The sequence below is a fragment of the Nocardioides sp. S5 genome (assembly GCF_017310035.1).
Taxonomy (GTDB): Bacteria; Actinomycetota; Actinomycetes; order Propionibacteriales; family Nocardioidaceae; genus Nocardioides.
This window is the reverse complement of record NZ_CP022296.1, coordinates 4,487,877-4,506,336: the sequence shown is the minus strand read 5'-3', so window position 1 is coordinate 4,506,336 and position 18,460 is coordinate 4,487,877. Positions and strand designations below refer to the sequence as shown.

Sequence of the window (18,460 nt, the reverse complement as noted above, 5' to 3'; positions counted from 1 at the left end):
ACCGGGCAGTGCTTCGGCCTGCCCGAGCCTCCAACCCCCAATGGAGGCGGGCCGGCGTCGACGGGTCACCCACGAGTCCGTCGGCGCCGGCTCATCCACGTCCGGACCAACCTGAGTCGCGACGAGGGCGGGGGACGTAGGGGGCGGCAGGGGTGCCGGACCCCGGCAGATTGGTGCTGGCAGGCCTCGGCCGATACGTTTGGCGACATCATGTGGTCGGGGTCACACACGCCGACGACCACGCTGAAAGCCGTCGGCGTCCGGTGATCCCGGGAACGTCGCTAGCTGTTGAAGGAGAGCCCGTTGCCCGACCCGGTGAGTTTCGGCCCCGACCTTGCGGAGGTCTTCGGACCCTCCCAGACCGATGGTGGCCCCGACCTCGTCCAGCTTCTGACGCCCGAGGGTGAGCGCGTCCACCACCCCGAGTTCGACCACGACTTCTCCGCCGAGGAGCTGCGCGGTCTCTACCGCGACATGGTCCTGACGCGGCGCATCGACGTCGAGGCCACCGCCCTCCAGCGCCACGGCGAGCTCGGCATCTGGGCCCAGCTGCTCGGCCAGGAGGCCGCGCAGATCGGCGCCGGCCGCGCGCTGCGCCCCCAGGACTACGTCTTCCCGACCTACCGCGAGCACGGCGTCGCCTACTGCAAGGGCGTCGACCCGCTGCGGCTGCTCGGCCTGTTCCGCGGCGTCGACCAGGGCGGCTGGGACCCCAACGAGAACAACTTCGGTCTCTACACGATCGTCATCGGCGCCCAGACCCTGCACGCCACCGGCTACGCCATGGGCATGCAGCGTGACGGCGTCGTCGGCACCGGCGACCCCGACCGCGACTCGGCCGTCATCGCCCACTTCGGCGACGGCGCGTCCTCGCAGGGCGACGTCAACGAGGCGTTCATCTTCGCCGCCTCCTACAACGCCCCCGTCGTGTTCTTCTGCCAGAACAACCAGTGGGCCATCTCCGAGCCGATCGAGCGCCAGACCCGCATCCCGCTCTACCAGCGCGCGCTGGGCTTCGGGTTCCCGGGCATCCGCGTCGACGGCAACGACGTGCTGGCGACGTACGCCGTCACGAAGGCCGCGCTGCAGCGCGCCCGCGACGGCAACGGCCCGTCGTTCGTCGAGGCCTACACCTACCGCATGGGTGCGCACACCACGACCGACGACCCGACGCGCTACCGCCTCAACGACGAGCTCGAGCACTGGAAGCTCAAGGACCCGATCGAGCGGCTCAAGGTCTACCTCCGCCGCAACGGCCTGGTCGACCAGGAGTTCTTCGACGACCTCGACGCCGAGGCCAAGGAGATGGGTCACCACCTCCGTGAGGGGTGCAAGGCGCTGCCCGACCCCAAGCCGATGGACCAGTTCGGCTACGTCTTCAGCGAGATGACCGACGAGATCCGTGAGCAGCGCGACGGGTTCGCCGCCTACCTCGCGTCGTTCGAGGGGAGCCACTGAGATGAGTGCCAACCAGAAGATCACCCTCGCCAAGGGCCTCAACATGGGCCTGCGCAAGGCCATGGAGGCCGACGACAAGGTCCTGCTCATGGGTGAGGACGTCGGCAAGCTCGGCGGCGTCTTCCGCATCACCGACGGCCTGCAGAAGGACTTCGGCGAGGACCGCGTCATCGACTCACCCCTCGCGGAGTCCGGCATCGTCGGCACCGCGGTCGGCATGGCGCTGCGCGGCTACCGCCCGGTCATCGAGATCCAGTTCGACGGCTTCGTCTACCCCGCCTACGACCAGATCGTGTGCCAGGTCGCGAAGTACACCTACCGCTCGCAGGGCAAGGTGAAGATGCCGATCGTCATCCGCATCCCCTTCGGCGGCGGCATCGGTGCGGTCGAGCACCACTCGGAGAGCCCGGAGGCGCAGTTCGCGCACACCCCCGGCCTCAAGGTGGTCGCCTGCTCCAACCCGGTCGACGGCTACTGGATGATCCAGCAGGCCATCGCCCACGACGACCCGGTCATCTTCCTCGAGCCCAAGCGCCAGTACCACGCCGACAAGGCCGAGCTCGACGACTCCGCGACGCCCGAGCCGCTCTTCACCTCGCGCGTCGTGCGCTCCGGCACCGACGCGACCGTCCTGGCCTACGGCCCGACGGTGAAGACCGCGCTGAAGTGCGCGGAGGCCGCCGAGTCCGAGGGCCGCAGCCTCGAGGTCATCGACCTGCGCACGCTCTCGCCGCTCGACATGGGGCCGGTCTTCGAGTCCGTACGCCGCACCGGTCGCTGCGTGATCACCCACGAGGCGCACGTCAACCTCGGCATGGGAGCGGAGGTGGCGGCTCGGATCACCGAGCAGTGCTTCTACTCCCTCGAGGCGCCCGTGCTGCGCGTCGGCGCGTTCGACATGCCCTACCCGCCGTCGCGGATCGAGGAGGAGTACCTCCCCGACCTCGACCGCGTGCTCGACGCCGTCGACCGCACCTTCGCCTTCTGAGAGGAACTGCCATGTCCGAATTCCTCCTCCCCGACGTCGGCGAAGGTCTCACCGAGGCCGAGATCGTGGCCTGGAAGGTCAAGGTCGGCGACACCATCGAGATCAACGACGTGATCGTCGAGATCGAGACCGCCAAGTCGCTCGTCGAGCTGCCGTCGCCCTTCGAGGGCACCGTCCTGGCGCTGCTGGTCGACGAGGGCGAGACCGTCCCCGTCGGCACGCCGATCATCTCTGTCGGCGCCGAGGGTGAGGCTCCCGCGCCTGAAGCCCCGGCCGCGGCCACAACCGAGCAGACCGAGTCCGACCCCTACCTCGGCATGGCCGAGAAGGCCGGTGCGGCCGAGGCCGCCCAGACCGACCTGACGGAGATGGACCTGTCCAACCCGGCGGCCTCCGGCTCGATGGAGGGCGCGTCGCTCGTCGGCCGGATCAAGGCCGAGCGCGGCCCGATGCGCCGAGCACGACGCGGCTCGGCCTCGCCGAGCACCGACGCCGGTGCGCAGACGCAGATGCAGGTGCAGGGGGCGTTCTCGCCCGGCGGCGCGCAGTCGCAGGACGTGCTCCCTGCCGACGAGTCGCCGGTGCCGGCCGTCGACCAGCGCCCGGCCCCCGCATCCGCGCCCGCCGAGGCGCTCGTCCCGGCTGCGGCCCAGCGCGAGCCCAGCGACGTACGCGCCCTGGCGAAGCCGCCGGTGCGCAAGCTCGCCAAGGACCTCGGCGTCGACCTGTCCACCCTCACCGGCTCCGGGCCGTCGGGGTCGATCACCCGCGACGACGTCCACGGTGCGGCCTCCGGCTCGGCTCCCGCCGCTGCGTCATCCGGACCCGCACCCATGCGTACGCCTTCGCATGACGTCGGGGAGCGCGAGACCCGCGAGCCGATCAAGGGCGTGCGCAAGATGATGGCGACGGCGATGAGCCAGTCGGCCTTCACCAGCCCGCACGTCACCGAGTGGATCACCGTCGACGTCACCGCCACGATGCAGCTCGTCGAGCGGCTCAAGGCGCGGCGCGACCTCCAGGACGTCCGGATCAGCCCGCTGCTCGTGCTCTCGCGCGCGGTCATCCTGGCGATGAAGCGCACCCCGGAGATCAACTCCTGGTGGGACGAGGCCGCGCAGGAGGTCGTCTACAAGCACTACGTCAACCTCGGCATCGCGGCAGCGACCCCGCGCGGGCTCGTCGTGCCCAACGTCAAGGACGCCGACTCGCTGTCGATGACGGAGCTCGCCGCGGCGCTGGGCGAGCTCACCGCCACCGCTCGCGAGGGGAAGACGCAGCCGGCCGAGATGGCCGGCGGCACCTTCACGATCACCAACGTCGGCGTCTTCGGCGTCGACGCCGGCACCCCGATCATCAACCCAGGCGAGTCCGCGATCCTGTGCTTCGGCGCGGTCAACAAGCGGCCGTGGGTCGACGAGGTCACCGGCGAGATCGTGGTCCGCGACGTCACCACGCTGGCGCTGTCCTTCGACCACCGCCACATCGACGGGGAGAAGGGCTCGCGGTTCCTCGCCGACGTCGCCGGGATCCTCGCCGACCCGGGGACCGCGCTCCTCTTCTGAGTCGGTACCTGGGGACGTTCCGGTAGGAGGATCGTGCTCCGCCCCTACAAGAACGTCCCCAGATGCCGGACGTACGCGCGCGTCAGCGGGCGTGCCAGGCCTCCAGCACCTCGGCCTCCCGCTCAGGCGACAGCGCGAAGACCGGGGAGTCGAGGCACCCCGACGCGGTCTCGGCCAGCGGGCGCAGCCGCAGCCCGGCGGCGACGGCCGGGCCTGGGTCGTGCGCCAGCATGCCGTCGTACTCCGGGCGCGGCAGCCACAGCGGGAGCGACCCCTCGCCGGCCCAGTGGGCCACGCCGTGCTCATCGAGGAAGTCCGCCTCGACCCAGGTGAGCCGCGGGTAGTCCGCCCCGACGCCGGCGGCGGTGTGGGCCAGCAGCTCGCCGAGCGGCACCGGGGTCCCCACGGCGTCGTACGCCCCGGTCGTACGCCGCTCCACGAGGTCGAGGACGTCCCACGCGCCCTCGGCCAGCGCCGCGGGTGCGGGCTCGGAACGGTCCCAGCGCAGGTGGGTCGCCCCGTCGGGCACCGTGCCGGACTCGCCGCGGCACGCGCAGGTGACGTCCCACCCTCGAGATGCGCACGCCAGCACAGGCCCTCAATCAACTACTCGAGCAACAAGCAGCATGACCAAAGTTGCAACGACCGCTTGACGTCACCACGCCCAGAACCTGCCTCACCCACCGCCCGTGCGCCGGTGAGGCGCGGTGCGACCGCACTGCGACCGGCGCGCGACCCGGTCACGGTCTGCTCGAGCCCCAGATGTCTGCCGGGAAACGAGGACCGCCGTGCCGTCGCACGCCTATCGTCGGGCCATGGACTTCCAGGTCCTCGGCCCCCTGCGTGCCGTCGCCGGTGGGATGGACCTCGAGGTGCGCGGCCTCAAGGAGCGCATCCTGCTGATGCACCTGGTCGCGTCCGTCGGCCGCGTGGTGCCCTCCGCGGACCTCATCGACTCGCTCTGGCCCCACGACCCGCCACGCACCGCGGCCAAGTCGCTCCAGACCTACGTCCTGCGGCTGCGGAACACACTCGAGCCCGACCGCGACGGTGAGCCGCGCCTGCTGGTGACCGCGGGCGCCGGTTACCGGCTCGCGGCCACCGAGCGCGACACGGACGCCGGCCGCTTCGTGCAGCTGACCGACCTGGCCCGCCGGGCGGTCGACGGCCAGCGCTGGCAGGCGGCGCTCGACGCCGCCGAGGACGGCCTGGCCCTCTGGCGGGGTCCGGCCTACGCCGGCTGCGAGGACACGGCCTTCGGCCCCGCGGAGGCTCGGCGGCTCGGGGAGCTCCGGCTCCTGGCGCAGGAGTGCCGCCTCGAGGCCCTGCTCGCCCTCGGCCAGGAGTCCACCGCGGTCGCCGACCTCGAGCGCCTGGTGACCGAGCACCCCCTGCGCGAGCGCCTCTGGGAGCTGCTGATGCTCGCCAGCTATCGCGCCGGTCGGCAGGGCGACGCCCTCGACGCCTTCGACCGGGCCCGCGCGCTGCTCGCGGAGGAGCTCGGCGTCGACCCCGGTCCGGAGCTGCGGAGCCTGCACGCCAGGGTGCTCGCCCAGGACCCCGGCCTGCACCCGCCCCGGGCCCGGGTGCAGCTCCCCGACGAGCTGCGCCGCTCCTCCTCCGACCTCGTCGGCCGCGACGACGACCTCGGCGTGCTCCGCGGGCTCTGGGAGCGGACCCTCGCCGGGTCGGCCACCGCCGCCCTCGTGCGGGGCCCCGTCGGGGCGGGCGCGTCCGCCCTGGCGTCCGCGCTGGCCGTGGAGGTGGCGGGCGCCGGTCACCCGGTGCTGCTCGTCGACGACCCGGCACCGCCGTCGGGACCCTGGCTCCGCGTCGTCGAGCACGCGTACGCCGCTCGCGAGCCGGGCGCGATGCTCCTGCGGCTCGCCCGGCCGGGCACGGAGCCGCTCGACGGTGAGACCGTGCTGGACCTCGCACCGCTCGACGCCGAGGACGTGCGTCGGCTGGTCGCGGCGTACGCAGCGCCGGACGAGGTCGACGACCTGGCGCAGCAGGTGGCCCGCAGCGGCCCCGCGTGGCCCGGGCGCGTGCACAGCGAGGCGGTGCGCCTCACCCGGGAGGCGGCCACGCGGCGCCTCGACGCGGCCGTCGGTGTCGTCGAGCAGACGAGCGCCCGGCTGGTCGCCGCGCGCGCGGACGTGAGCGACAGCATCGTCCGGCTCGCCGAGTCCGAGGCGGACCGGGCGACCGAGCCGGGCGTGTGCCCCTGGCGGGGTCTGGCGGCGTACGACGTGGGCGACGCGCCGTGGTTCGCAGGGCGTGAGCACCTGGTCGCCGAGCTGCTGAGCCGCCTCGCCTCGACCCGGGTCCTGGCGCTGGTGGGCGCATCGGGGTCCGGCAAGTCGTCCGCCCTCCGGGCCGGCGTGCTGGCGGCGCTCGCCGCCGACGCCCTCCCGGGCAGCTCGGCGTGGCGGCAGGTCGTCCTGCGTCCGGGACGGCACCCGATGCGGGAGCTCGCCCGGGCGGCCCTGGGCACCCAGGGCGGCGACGTGGGTGACGTGCTGGCCCGGATGCTGCAGGCCGACGACGAGCCGCCTCGCACCCTGGTCGTCGTCGACCAGATGGAGGAGGTGTGGACCGCGTGCGGTGACGAGGGCGAGCGCGACGCGTTCCTGGACACGCTGACCGAGCTCGTCTCGGACCCTCGCTCGACCACGTCGGTGGTCGTGGCGCTGCGGGCGGACTACGTCGGCGACGCCGCCGAGCACGCCGGCCTCGCCGCGATGCTCGCCGACGGCACCGTGCTCGTGGGCTCACCGACGAGCGCCGAGGTGCGCCGCGCGATCACCCGTCCCGCGGCGCGCGCCGCGCTCCACCTCGAGGAGGGGCTCGCCGACACCCTCGTCAGCGACGCCGGCGACGAGCCCGGCCTGCTGCCGCTGCTCTCGGTGGCGCTGACCCAGGTGTGGGCGCAGCGCGAGGGCGACCGCCTGACGTTCGCCGGCTACGTCACCACGGGAGGGCTGCGCGGCGCCATCGCCACCCTCGCCGAGGACGTCTGGGCCGGGCTCGACGACGCCGAGCAGACCGGCGTGCGCCTGCTGCTGCTGCGGCTCTCCGGACCGGGAGAGGGCGCCGGCGTCGTACGCCGCCGCGTGCCGATGGCGGAGGTCGACGCGCTCGCCCAGCCGGGACTGCGACGCGTGGTGGACCGGCTCGCCGGGACGAGGCTGCTCACGGTGGGCGACGGGCACGTTGAGGTCGCGCACGAGGCGCTCTTCCGCGAGTGGCCCCGGCTGCGCGGCTGGCTGACCGACGACGCGGCCGGCCGCGCGGTCCAGCGCCGGCTCGCGCTCGCCGCCTCCGAGTGGGACGCGGAAGGTCGCGAACCCACCGGTCTGTGGCGCGGCACGCGGCTCCAGTCGGGGCTGGAGGTGGCAGCCGCCCGGCCGGACGAGCTCACCCACGTGGAGGCCGATTTCCTGGAGGAGGGTCGGCTCGCGCTCGAGGCCGAGGAGCACGCGGCGCGGCTGCGGGCGGCTGCCACGACCCGGCAGAACCGGCGGTTGCGGTGGCTGCTCGTCGGGACCGCCGTGTTCCTGGTGCTCGCCCTGCTCGCCGGCGCCGTGGCCCTCGCGGCCCGCACCCAGGCCGAGGACTCGGCGGACGCGGCCCGCGCCTCGGCGCTCGCCGCGGACGCCAAGCGACTCGCTGCCGACGCCCTCAACGAGGACCGGCCCGCCCTCGCGCTCCTGGGCGCGGTCGAGGCGACCCGCCGCGACCGGAGCCCGGAGACCTACGGCGCGCTGCTGACGCTGCTGACCCGCAACCAGCACGCCTACACCCGCCTGCGCATCGAGGACCGGTTCCTGCGCATCGCCTCCTCGGCCGACGGCACGACGGTCTACCTCGCGGACAACACCAGCGTCCTCCGCGCCGTCGACACCCTCTCCGCGGAGGTGCTGTGGACGGCGCGGACCCCGGGCGGGGAGGGGCAGTGGGGGGACCCCGTCGCCGATCCGCGCGGCGCATGGGTGGCGGTCCCGATGTTCGTCACCGAACCCGCGGTGGCGATCCTCGACGCGCGCACGGGCAGGGTCCTGCGCCGGGTCACGGCAGCGGACCTCAGGACGGCGGAGCCAGACACCTCGCCGTGGCTCGACGAGTCGCTGCACCTGCGCGGCCGCGACCTGGTCGTGTCCTCCTCGACCCACGTCTTCGTCGTGGACGCGACGACGGGCGACGTCGTCCGCTCGCACCCCCTGCGGGCCCACAGCCCGTACAGCTTCGCCCTCGGTGACGGGCGGGTGGCCTTCGCCGACGAGCCGGCCCACTCCCTCGTGGTGGACGCTTGGACGGGACGTACGCAGCGCAGGAAGGGGTCCGTCGTCGGCGCCACCCCGGACGGCCGCCGCGTCATGACGATCGAGGTGACCACCACCGCGTCCGGCGCCGAGACGTCGCTGCTGCAGGTCCGCGACGCGCGCTGGCAACCGGTCGGCAGTCCGTGGCGGGTCGCCGGCTACGTCCGCGCCGCGATCTTCCTTCCGGGTGGTCGCGAGGTCGCCGTGGCCCGCGACGAGGAGCTCGAGATCCACGACCTGGAGGCCGGTGCGCTCGCACGGACGATGTCGGGGCACAGCGGTGCGCTCCTCCAGATGGAGCTCACCGGCCCCGACCGCGACCTCATCTGGACGGCGGGACGCGACGGCAACGCCGTCGCCTTCGACCTGACCGGCACCCGCGGGGTGCTCCGCCGGCTGCCGCACGACATCGTGGCGGACGCCGGCGCGGGGGCGTCGGGCGTCGCGGTCGTGGTCAACTACTACGACACCGAGCTCAACACGCTCAGCGTGGTGGACCTCGCGACCGGGGAGGACCGGTTCGGCGAGCTGCAGCCGGTCCGCTCCTGCCTGTGCCAGCCGGCGCATGCCGCGATCACCCCGGACGGACGGCTCGGCGTGGTCGCCGTCGTCGAGTTCACCGACGACTTCGAGCCCGTCACCGACCGCGGGCGCGTGGCCGTGGTCGACACCACCGACGGCCGCGTCGTCCGGACGATCCGGACCCCGTGGGAGGCCTCGGGCCTCGCCGTCACGCCCGACGGCTCGCGCGTGCTGGTCAACGGCAGCGGCGGGTGGGCCCTCTACGACATCGCCTCGGGCGAGGTCGTGTGGACGGTGGAGGCCGCCGCGGACACGTCGTGGTTCCCCGGCGGTCCGCAGGCCGCGGTCGCGCCCGACGGGTCCCTGATGGCGCTCGGTCGCGGCGAGAGCGTGGTCGTCGTCGCGCCGGAGACCGGGGAGGAGCTGGTGCGCCGTGAGCTGCCCGAGTCCGTCGCGCTGAGCCGGCTGGCCTTCGACGGCGACGCCGGCACGCTCGCCGTCGGCTCGGCGAGCGGGCACCTGAGGTTCCTCGACTCCTCGACCCTGGAGGCCGTCGCGCCGGACCGGCTCGTGACCGCGAGCTGGGTCTTCGACCTCCAGCTGAGCCCGGACGGCCACGTGCTGGCGGTGATGGGGTCGGACGGCGACGTCACGCTCTACGACACCTCCACCTGGCGTCCCTACGGCAAGCCGGTGCTCGACGAGCTCGGCTGGGGCTTCCTCGTCTTCGACGACGACCGCCTGCGCGTCTACGGCGAGTTCGGCGCCGACCACGAGGTCGACATCGACCCGCAGGCGTGGGTGGAGGCAGGCTGCCGGTCGGCGAACACGACCCTGACGGCCGCCGAGTCCGCGGTCATCCTGCCGGGCGAACCCGTCGCCCCCACCTGCGCCTGAGGGCCGCACAGGGCGTACGACGGACCGCCGGCGCGGCGGTGCGACCGGGCTGCGACCCGGGGTCGAGGGGTGCGACCGGACTGCGACCGGGACGCGACCGCCTCCCGTGAGGCTCGGTGCACCGAGGCGACCGGCGCCTCCGGGGCACCGCACCGCTCGTACCTCTGACAAGGAGTGATCCACATGACCGCACGACTCGCACGACTCACCGCCGTACCTGCCATCGCCCTGGCTGCGACCGCAGCCCTGGCCGGACCGGCCTCGGCCGCCGACAACACCCGCAGCTCGCTGTCGTGGCCCACGACCGACGAGATCGTCGCGGTGTGCGACGACGGCGCCGAGATCGGGCTCGGTTTCGACCTCGTCCGCAACGTCCACGTCTTCGAGGACCGCGACGGCACCGTCGTGCGGGAGTCGCGGAACGTCAACTACACGGGGACCTTCGAGAACTTCGCCACGGGCGAGCGCTACGAGTTCCAGGGCACCCGCATCGTCACCTTCGACTTCGTGGCGCGCACGTTCACCAGCCGCGGCAACTACCGCACGGTGACGATGCCGGGCGCGGGAGTCGTGCTGCACACGACCGGGATGTACGTCGAGGACCTCGACGTCGAGGGGCTCTTCCACCGCGAGGCGGGCCCGAGGCTCGACGAGTGGACCGCGGGCGGGACCGAGGCCGTCTGCTCACTGTTCGGGCTCTGACGCAGACGCACCGGCCGGGTCGTGGCACGCAGGGGATGTCACGACCCGACCGGCGCTCACACGTAGCGCCGCGCCCGCCTCTCCGGCGACCCCGGCCCGGCGGCGAGCAGCGCGCTGAGCTCGTGCTCGAGCACGGCACCGACCCGCCGGCAGAACTCCTCCGGCTCGTCGGCGGCGTCGGGCTTCTCCGCGACGATCCGGTCGACGACCCCGCGGCGGTGGAGGTCGAGCGCGCGCACCTGCTGGGAGCGGGCCATCTCCGCGGCGTGCTCGAGGTCGCGGTGCACGATCGCCGACGCGCCCTCCGGGGGGAGCGGCGAGAGCCAGGCGTGCTGCGCGGCCACGACCCGGTCGGCGGGCAGGAGCGCGAGCGCGCCGCCACCGTTGCCCTCGCCCAGCATCAGGCACAGCGTCGGGGCGTCCAGGGTGACGAGGTCGGCCAGCGACCGCGCGATCTCGCCGGCCAGCCCGCCGTTCTCGGCGTCCGCCGAGAGGGCGGCGCCCTGGGTGTCGATGACCGTCACGAGCGGCAGCCCGAGCTCGGAGGCCAGCCGCATCCCGCGTCGGGCCTCACGGAGCGCCTCGGGCCCCATCGGGTGGTCGGTCGTCTGCCCGCGCCGGTCCTGGCCGAGGAAGACGCACGGCGCCTCGCCGAAGCGGGCCAGCGCGATCAGCAGCCCCGGGTCGCGCTCGCCCTGACCGGTGCCGTTGAGCGGCACGACGTCGCTGGCGGCGTAGCGCAGCAGACGGCGTACGCCGGGCCGGTCCGGCCTCCGTGACCGGGTCACGCAGTCCCAGGCGTCGACGTCGGGGACGTCCTCCTGGCCCGGGTCGGGCACCGGCGCGACGCCCTCGCGCGCGGCCATCAGGATCGTCAGCGCGCGGTCGAGGATGTCGGCGATCTCGTCGGGCGGCAGCACCGCGTCGACGATGCCGTGGGCGTAGAGGTTCTCCGAGGTCTGCACGCCCTCGGGGAACGGCTTGTCGTAGAGCGCCTCGTAGACCCGGGGGCCGAGGAACCCGACCAGCGCACCCGGCTCGGCGACGGTGACGTGGCCGAGCGAGCCCCACGACGCCATCACGCCTCCGGTGGTGGGGTGGCGCAGGTAGACGAGGTAGGGCAGCCCGGCGCCGCGGTGGGCGGCGATCGCGGCGGAGATCCGCACCATCTGCACGAAGGCCGGCGTGCCCTCCTGCATCCGGGTGCCGCCGCTGACGGGCGCCGCCACCAGGGGCAGGCCCTCGCGGGTCGCGCGCTCGATGCCGGCGACGATCCGGTCCGCGGCGGCGCGGCCGATGGAGCCGGCCAGGAAGCCGAACTCGCCCACCAGCACGCCGATCCGGCGTCCGCGCAGCCGTGCCTCGCCGGTGAGCACCGACTCGTCGACGCCGGACTTCTCGCCCGCCGCGGCCAGCTCGGCGGCGTACGCCTCACCGACGCCGTCGCGCACGGGGGCGGTGTCCCACGAGGTCCACGAGCCCTCGTCGAGGACGAGGTCGATGAGGTCGTGGGCGGAGAGGCGTCTCATGCCGGGAGGGTACGCGCGCCCGGTGACGTCAGGCGGTGGGCACGCCCGACCCGGGGGTGGTGCGACCGACGATCCAGGCGTCGAAGAAGTCCGACAGCTCCAGTCCGGTCTCGGCCTCCCAGTGGTCGTAGGCCTGCTCGCGCGAGACCGACGTGTTGTCGTGCGCAGCGAGCCACGAGCGCGCGACACGGTAGAACTCGTCGTCGCCGAGCTCCACGCGCAGCTCGTTCCACATCAGCGCCGGCGTGTAGTAGATGTTCGAGCCGCCGAACTGGCGCGGGTCGTACGCCCCGGGCGGGCCGTAGTCGTCGCGCAGCTGCTGGTCGATGGCGCGCGCCGCGCCCAGCGTGTCGCGCAGCGGGCGCATGTCGTGCTCGTCCTCGTAGGTCCACTGCAGCAGCATCGTCATGCCCTCGTTGAGCCACACGTCGCGCCAGTCGGACGGCGAGACCTGGTCGCCGTACCACTGGTGCACGAGCTCGTGGGCGACGACCTGCGGGGACAGGACGTAGTCGTTGTCGCCGAGGGTGACCATCGTCTGGGTCTCCATCGCGCTCTGCGAGGCCGTGACGACGAGGCCGAGGGTGTCGAAGGGGTAGTCGCCGAGGCGGTCCTCGACCCAGGCGACGGTGGCCGCTGCGCTCTGGACCCCCTCGAGCCGGCGCACCATCCCGCGCGGGGTCCAGTAGTCGACGCGCAAGCCGTCCTCGGTCGTGTTGGCGGCGTGGGCGTAGTCACCGATCGCGAGGGTGATGAGGTACGACGACGCCGGCTCGACGAGCTGCCACGACGTGGTGGTGCCGTCCTCGTCGGTGGTCAGCTCGGTGAGCGCGCCGTTAGAGATCCCGGTCCACGGGGCCGGGGCGTGGACGGTCACGTCGTAGAGCGCCTTGTCGGACGGCTGGTCGTTGACGGGGTACCACGTGTAGGCGCCGTAGGGCTCCTGCATGGTCCACACCTCGCCGGTGTCGGTGACGGTGAAGCCAGTGGTGGAGAAGTCGCTGCGCGTGGTGGGCGCGGGGGCGGGCTCGGGGGTGCCGGAGTAGTCGACGGCGAGCTCGTGGCGGTCGTCGGCGGTGATCGGGGCCTGCACCAGCAGGTCCTTGCCTCGGCGGGTGAAGCGGACCGCCTCGCCGTCCAGCGTCAGCTCCTCGACCGCCAGCGGTGCGCCGAGGTCGAGCTGGAAGCGCGGGGCGGTGCGGGCGGCGCGGAAGGTGACGACCGCCCGCCCGGTGAGCCGCTCGCGCCCCGGCTCCCACGTGAGGTCGAGGTCGTAGTGCAGGGCGTCGACCCGCGGGTCGCCGACGTCGGGGTAGACGCTGTCCTCGCGCGGCTCGGACACGGCGAGGTCGAGGTCCTGTTCGACGGGCTCCGCGACCGGGGGCGCCGACGCCCTGGCCACGCCGTCGAAGGCCGGCGCCGCTGCCGGGGGCGTCGGCGCGGTGAGGACGTCCGGGGCCGCGACGTCGTCGGAGCAGCCGGTGAGGACCGTGAGGGACAGGACGAAGGCGACTCCGGTGCGAGCGGTGAGGCTCACCTCTCGCCCCGGAGCAGCGGCCGGGCGAGCTTGCGGCCGTGGTGGATCTGGGCCTTCACGGTGCCGAGCGGGGCGTCGACGAGCGCGGCGATCTCGTCGTAGGGCAGGCCGTAGACGTCGCGCAGCAGCAGCGGCTCGACGTACTGCGGGTGGTCGACCTCGATCGTCTCCATCGCGTCGAGCAGGTCGAGGCGGGTGCCGGCGATGACGCTGGTGGTGCGCGGGTCGGGCCGGTCGTGGGCGCCGTCCTCGAAGTCGGTGGGCGTGGCGAGGTTCTTCAGCCGGCGGTAGGTCGTGCGGGCGCTGTTGACCGCCACGATGTGCAGCCACGTGGTGAAGCGTCCGCGACCGCCCCAGGTGTCGATCCGGGTCGCGACGTTGAGCATCGCCTCCTGGCACGCGTCCTCGGAGTCGCCGGAGAAGGGCAGCACCCCGCGGCAGATGTTGAGCACCCGCGGACGCACCGCGCCGAGCAGCATCTCGAGCGCGTCACGGTCCCCGTCGCGCGCCTGACGCGCCAGGTCGTCGATGTCGTCCGGCGTCAGCGCGTCGCCCGGGTCCCCCGAATAGCTCACCCCTGCACGATAATGCCCACGTGTCCGCTCCCTCTCGTCTCGGTCGTTACCCGGTGCGCCGCCGCATCGGGTCCGGGGCGTTCGCGACCGTCTGGCTGGCCCACGACGAGCACCTCGACTCGCCGGTGGCCATCAAGGTGCTGGCCGACAACTGGACCGGGGACCTGCACATCCGGCAGCGCTTCGTCGAGGAGGGCCGCTTCCTGCGCAAGGTGGAGTCGCCGCACGTCGTGAGCGTCTACGACGCCGGCGAGCTCGACGACGAGCGCCCCTTCCTCGTCATGGCGTACGCCGACCAGGGCACGCTGGCCGACCGGCTCGAGCTCGGCAGGCTGAGCCCGGCGCAGGCGCTGACGGTCGTCGACCAGGTCGGCAAGGGCCTCACGGCCCTGCACGAGCGCGGAGTGCTGCACCGCGACGTGAAGCCCGCCAACGTGCTCTTCCGCACCGTCGGCACCGCCTCCGGTGAGAAGGTCGTCGCGATGCTCGGCGACCTCGGCCTCGGCAAGGCGATGGACATGTCCTCGCGCCTGACCATGGTCGGGGGCACGCCGACGTACGTCGCGCCGGAGCAGGCGCGCGGCGAGGGCCTCGACGCCCGGGCCGACCAGTTCTCGCTCGCCGCGCTGGCCCACTACCTCCTCGCCGGACGCCAGCCGTTCGCCCACTCCAGCCTCTCCGCGGCCGAGGACCCCGCTCCGCCGCCCCCGATGGGGATCGGCAACCCCGACGCCGAGGCTGTCGTGCTGCGCGCGCTGGCCAAGGACCGCGAGGACCGCTTCGACGACGTCGCCTCCTTCACCGCTGCGCTGGTCGACGCGATGGGCGCGGAGCTCGACGCGTCCCCGCAGGCGTGGGTCCCCACCGATCCCGACCTCACCCGCACCGAGCCCGGGACCGGTGCCGCCGACCCGGTCCCGGCCGGCTCCACGTCCTCCGCGCGCCGCCGCTGGCCGGGGCTCGTCGCGGCAGCCCTGGTGCTCCTGCTCGGTGCCGGGGCGGGCTGGTCGCTCGAGCGCGCCAGCACCGCCACCCGCACCGTCGCCGACGACACCGGCACCCTCTCCGTCACCGTCCCCGAGTCGTGGACGGCGCAGGTCGACCCCGAGCAGTGGGTGCCGGTCGAGGGCGAGCAGTCGCAGCCGTCCCTCGCGGCCGGCAGCCGGGAGGGCTGGAACACCGAGGAGGGGGCCGCCCCGGGAGTCTTCGTCGGCATCCTCTCCTCCGACAAGCTGCCCTCGCGCGTGCCGCAGCACGCGGAGTGCGTCGACGCGCCCGGCGGGCTCATCCGCGACGAGCGCAACAGCGACTCCTCGATGACGATGGTCTTCAGCGGGTGCCCGGGCGCCGACTACATGGTCGAGCGCGTGGTGCAGGTCAACGCCAGCCAGCTGCTCTGGGTGCAGGTCCGCAGCGACGACCGGCCCACCGCCAACCGGGTCCTCGACTCGGTGGCGACGTCGGGGATCTGAGCTCAGCCCAGCGAGACGCCGGCCGCGACGCGGCTGATCAGGTCGGCCATGCCGTCCGCGTCCCGGGCGCGCCCGGTGACGGCGATCTCGACCTGCGCGTCGTCGGAGCCGGTGACGTCGAGCCAGGTGAGGAAGCCGTGGCGCAGGTGGTTGCTGGTGACGAAGGTGAAGTGCAGGCTGCGGTCGGTCCGCTCGAGGATCGTGACGTTCTGCTCGTCCTCGTTGAGCTCGTCGATGCGGCGGTCCAGCGTCCAGCTGATCGAGCGCCGGTTGCTCAGCACCTGCTCGACGCGCATCACCTGGCCGAACGACGGCTGGTCCGGGGGGCGCCACTGCCACTCGTTGAGGGAGTTCTCCGAGAAGGTCCAGCCCCGGGGCACCGGCAGGACCATCCGGAACCCGCCGCTCCCGACCTCACCGGGGACCAGCGGGGTGCCCGGCTCGAGGGGCGGGTACTCCGGGTCGCGCAGCAGATCGGGCACGGGGTCCACCGGCAGGCTCGGTGACGCGGCCACGACCGGTGCGGGCGCACCGTCGCCGCGCGGGAGCTCGCCGAGCGCCCAGGAGGCGCCGAAGCCGCCGACCACGCCCAGCGCCAGCAGCAGGGCGAGGAGGGCGGCACCACGCCGCGTCGCGAGACCGTCCATCAGGGCAGCTCGATCGCCTCGGCGGTGGCGCCGCGCATGCCCTCGGCCACGCGCTGGATCAGGTCGCTGGTGCCCTCGACGTCGCTCTCACGGCCGTGCACCACGATCTCCACGTCGGCCTGCCCGCTGCGGTCGAGGTCGAGCCACCGCATGAAGCTGTGGCGCTTGTTGCCCTCGTTGCTGCGGTAGGTGTACTCCAGCGAGTTCGCGCCGCGCTCGCGGATCGACACGTCCTCCTGCTCGTCGAGCAGCCGCTCGATGCGGATGTCGATGGCGTCCTCGATGGTGATGTCCTGGCTGTTGATCTGCTCGATGCGCATCACGTAGGTGTTGTTGGACGTGCCGGGCTTCTTCCACTTCCACTCGTTGGTGGCGTTGGCGTTGGTGCTCCAGCCCTTCGGCGCGGGGAAGGTGATCTCGAACTTCCCGCTGCCCAGCCTGGCCTGCTCCATCGCGATGCCGGGCTCCAGCGCGGGGTCGTCGGGGTCCTGCTCGAACGGCCGCGGGGCCTCGATCGGCAGCTCGGGGCGTGCCGCGGGCACCGGGGCGGCGACGCCGGTGCCGATCGTGGTGTCGCGGGTCTGTGCGGACGCGGCGAAGCCGCTCCCGGCGCCGACCGCCAGGAGCGCGACCAGCACCGCAGGCCCCCGCCACTTCATACGACCAATCTAGCCGTCCGCCGTGGGAGGGGCGGTCCGCACGGTGGCCCGGGGCCTCCTACCGTGGTGCCCATGCTGATCCGCAACGTCCGCCTCGTCGCGGTCACCGAGCCCGCCTCCCCCGACCCCGTCGACGTACGCCTGGACGGTGGGCGCGTGGTCGAGGTCGGCCCCGGGCTGGCCGACCTCGGGGGCTGGACGTACGACGGGCGCGGGCGCTGGCTGGCGCCCGGGCTGTGGGACCAGCACGTGCACCTCGGCCAGTGGACCCTCGCCTCGGCGCGGCTCGACCTCGCTCCGGCGCGCTCGAGCGCGGAGGCGGTGGCGCTGGTGCGCGAACGCCTCGAGCAGTGGCCCGACCTGCCCGTGATCGGCTGGGGGCACCGGCCCACGGCCTGGCCCGACAACCCGGCGGTGTCCGACCTCGACGCCGTCGACACCGACCAGCCGATCGTGCTGATCGCCGGCGACGGCCACCACGGCTGGCTCAACACGACCGCGCTGCACATGCTCGCCCTGCCCACCCGCGACAGCGTGGTGAGCGAGGCCGAGTGGTTCATGGCCTACGGCCGGCTCGCCACGGTTCTCGGCACCGACGGCACCGGACCGGAGGCCTACCGCCGCTCGATGGAGGCCGCCGCCGCGCAGGGCGTGGTGGGCCTGGTGGACCTCGAGTTCAGCGGCGGGGTCGCAGACTGGGTCGAGCGCTGGTCCGAGGGTGCGGACCTGATCCGGATCCGCCACGCCTGCTACGCCGACGGCCTCGACGACGTGCTGTCGCGCGGGCTGCGCTCGGGCGACCCGCTCGACGGCGACCCGCGGCTGACCATGGGGCCGCTGAAGATCATCAGCGACGGCTCGCTCAACACCCGCTCCGCCTGGTGCTGCGAGCCCTACGCCGAGAAGGCCGTGCCCGGCGCCGAGGAGGGCCAGCCCAACCAGACCCCCGAGGAGCTGCGCGCCCTGCTCGCCCGCGCCGCGGCCGGCGGGCTCGACGTCGCGGTGCACGCCATCGGCGACCGCGCCGTGGCCGATGCCCTTGCGGCGTTCGAGGAGACCGGTGCCCGCGGCGGCATCGAGCACGTCCAGCTCACCACCCGCGACGACGTACGCCGCATGGCCGCGCTGGGGGTGCGCGCCAGCGTGCAGCCCGCCCACCTCCTCGACGACCGTGACGTCGCCGAGCGGCTGTGGCGCGGTCGAGCGGAGCGGTGCTTCCCGCTGCGCTGGATGTTCGACGACGGCGTCGACGTGGTGCTCGGCTCCGACGCCCCGGTCTCGCCGCTCGACCCGTGGCTGGCCATCGCCGCCGCCATCCACCGCTCCGCCGACGAGCGCGAGCCCTGGCACCCCGAGCAGGCGATCACCGCCCGCGAGGCGCTCGCCGCCTCCACCGACGGCTGGGGCACAGTGGCGCCCGGCCACCCGGCCGACCTGGTGCTGCTCGACGCCGACCCGCTCGACGGCGACTCCGACGAGAACCACGCCGCGCGGCTGCGGACCTTCGCCGACCGGGTCGTCGTGACCTGGGTGGCGGGCGAGCCGGCGTACGAGCGCGAGGTGTCGGGCCCGACCCCGCTGTAA

Annotated in this window: 13 protein-coding genes; 7 read left to right on the top strand and 6 right to left on the bottom strand. The window is 73.7% G+C overall.

The genetic code is table 11. From position 1 onward, the window contains the following. Window positions 1-315 precede the first annotated feature (315 nt). The 3 genes from pdhA to CFI00_RS22185 are packed head-to-tail and all read left to right on the top strand — an operon-like array spanning window position 316 to window position 4,011. Window positions 316-1,458: a pyruvate dehydrogenase (acetyl-transferring) E1 component subunit alpha gene (gene pdhA / locus CFI00_RS22195; protein ID WP_242532925.1), complete on the top strand. Its 1,143-nt coding sequence runs from the start codon at window positions 316-318 to the stop codon at window positions 1,456-1,458. Between the two features lies 1 nt (window position 1,459). Next, the gene (locus CFI00_RS22190) at window positions 1,460-2,446 is read left to right on the top strand and encodes an alpha-ketoacid dehydrogenase subunit beta (RefSeq protein ID WP_207083107.1); all 987 of its coding nucleotides are present in this window, start codon (window positions 1,460-1,462) and stop codon (window positions 2,444-2,446) included. Window positions 2,447-2,457: 11 nt separating this feature from the next. Further along, a complete protein-coding gene (locus CFI00_RS22185; RefSeq protein ID WP_207083106.1) occupies window positions 2,458-4,011 on the top strand; it encodes a dihydrolipoamide acetyltransferase family protein in 1,554 nt (517 codons plus the stop codon). A gap of 82 nt (window positions 4,012-4,093) precedes the next feature. Here CFI00_RS22185 and CFI00_RS22180 read toward each other — a convergent pair whose 3' ends face one another. Further along, window positions 4,094-4,540 carry a hypothetical protein gene (locus tag CFI00_RS22180; RefSeq protein WP_207083105.1) on the bottom strand — a complete coding sequence of 149 codons (447 nt, stop codon included), beginning with the start codon at window positions 4,538-4,540 and terminating at the stop codon, window positions 4,094-4,096. 286 nt (window positions 4,541-4,826) lie between these two features. Here CFI00_RS22180 and CFI00_RS22175 point away from each other — a divergent pair, with 286 nt between their 5' ends. Both CFI00_RS22175 and CFI00_RS22170 read left to right on the top strand, forming a co-directional pair. After that, entirely contained in the window at window positions 4,827-9,755 is a 4,929-nt protein-coding gene (locus tag CFI00_RS22175; RefSeq protein WP_207083104.1) for a BTAD domain-containing putative transcriptional regulator, read from the top strand. 183 nt (window positions 9,756-9,938) lie between these two features. Then, window positions 9,939-10,457, top strand: a complete 519-nt coding sequence (locus CFI00_RS22170; RefSeq protein ID WP_207083103.1) for a hypothetical protein — start codon at window positions 9,939-9,941, stop codon at window positions 10,455-10,457. Between the two features lie 56 nt (window positions 10,458-10,513). Here CFI00_RS22170 and CFI00_RS22165 read toward each other — a convergent pair whose 3' ends face one another. The 3 genes from CFI00_RS22165 to CFI00_RS22155 are packed head-to-tail and all read right to left on the bottom strand — an operon-like array spanning window position 10,514 to window position 14,098. After that, window positions 10,514-11,986, bottom strand: coding sequence for a carboxyl transferase domain-containing protein (locus CFI00_RS22165; RefSeq protein ID WP_207083102.1), 1,473 nt, complete (start codon window positions 11,984-11,986; stop codon window positions 10,514-10,516). Window positions 11,987-12,014: 28 nt separating this feature from the next. Then, window positions 12,015-13,523 (bottom strand): M1 family metallopeptidase, encoded by a 1,509-nt coding sequence (locus tag CFI00_RS22160; protein ID WP_207083101.1) that lies wholly within the window; start codon window positions 13,521-13,523, stop codon window positions 12,015-12,017. Next, a complete protein-coding gene (locus CFI00_RS22155; RefSeq protein ID WP_242532572.1) occupies window positions 13,520-14,098 on the bottom strand; it encodes a sigma-70 family RNA polymerase sigma factor in 579 nt (192 codons plus the stop codon). Before CFI00_RS22155 ends, CFI00_RS22160 begins: the two co-directional genes overlap by 4 nt. 20 nt (window positions 14,099-14,118) lie before the next feature. Between CFI00_RS22155 and CFI00_RS22150 the strand changes: the two genes are divergently transcribed. After that, window positions 14,119-15,570, top strand: a complete 1,452-nt coding sequence (locus CFI00_RS22150; RefSeq protein ID WP_207083100.1) for a serine/threonine-protein kinase — start codon at window positions 14,119-14,121, stop codon at window positions 15,568-15,570. Between the two features lie 2 nt (window positions 15,571-15,572). Here CFI00_RS22150 and CFI00_RS22145 read toward each other — a convergent pair whose 3' ends face one another. Continuing rightward, window positions 15,573-16,217, bottom strand: a complete 645-nt coding sequence (locus CFI00_RS22145) for a hypothetical protein (RefSeq protein WP_207083099.1) — start codon at window positions 16,215-16,217, stop codon at window positions 15,573-15,575. Continuing rightward, window positions 16,217-16,876 carry a hypothetical protein gene (locus tag CFI00_RS22140; protein WP_207083098.1) on the bottom strand — a complete coding sequence of 220 codons (660 nt, stop codon included), beginning with the start codon at window positions 16,874-16,876 and terminating at the stop codon, window positions 16,217-16,219. The genes CFI00_RS22145 and CFI00_RS22140 overlap by 1 nt, the downstream gene beginning before the upstream one ends. Window positions 16,877-16,948: 72 nt before the next feature. On the opposite strand from CFI00_RS22140, the gene CFI00_RS22135 reads away from it, so the two are divergent. Then, window positions 16,949-18,460, top strand: coding sequence for an amidohydrolase family protein (locus CFI00_RS22135; RefSeq protein WP_242532571.1), 1,512 nt, complete (start codon window positions 16,949-16,951; stop codon window positions 18,458-18,460).

Excerpts from the sequence above, each read along its gene's own strand:
- CFI00_RS22190 (WP_207083107.1), top strand. The coding sequence starts at position 1,460 with ATGAGTGCCAACCAGAAGATCACCCTCGCCAAGGGCCTCAACATGGGC.
- CFI00_RS22185 (WP_207083106.1), top strand. The coding sequence starts at position 2,458 with ATGTCCGAATTCCTCCTCCCCGACGTCGGCGAAGGTCTCACCGAGGCC.
- CFI00_RS22175 (WP_207083104.1), top strand. The coding sequence starts at position 4,827 with ATGGACTTCCAGGTCCTCGGCCCCCTGCGTGCCGTCGCCGGTGGGATG.
- CFI00_RS22170 (WP_207083103.1), top strand. The coding sequence starts at position 9,939 with ATGACCGCACGACTCGCACGACTCACCGCCGTACCTGCCATCGCCCTG.
- CFI00_RS22165 (WP_207083102.1), bottom strand. The coding sequence starts at position 11,986 with ATGAGACGCCTCTCCGCCCACGACCTCATCGACCTCGTCCTCGACGAG.
- CFI00_RS22145 (WP_207083099.1), bottom strand. The coding sequence starts at position 16,217 with ATGGACGGTCTCGCGACGCGGCGTGGTGCCGCCCTCCTCGCCCTGCTG.
- CFI00_RS22140 (WP_207083098.1), bottom strand. The coding sequence starts at position 16,876 with ATGAAGTGGCGGGGGCCTGCGGTGCTGGTCGCGCTCCTGGCGGTCGGC.
- CFI00_RS22135 (WP_242532571.1), top strand. The coding sequence starts at position 16,949 with ATGCTGATCCGCAACGTCCGCCTCGTCGCGGTCACCGAGCCCGCCTCC.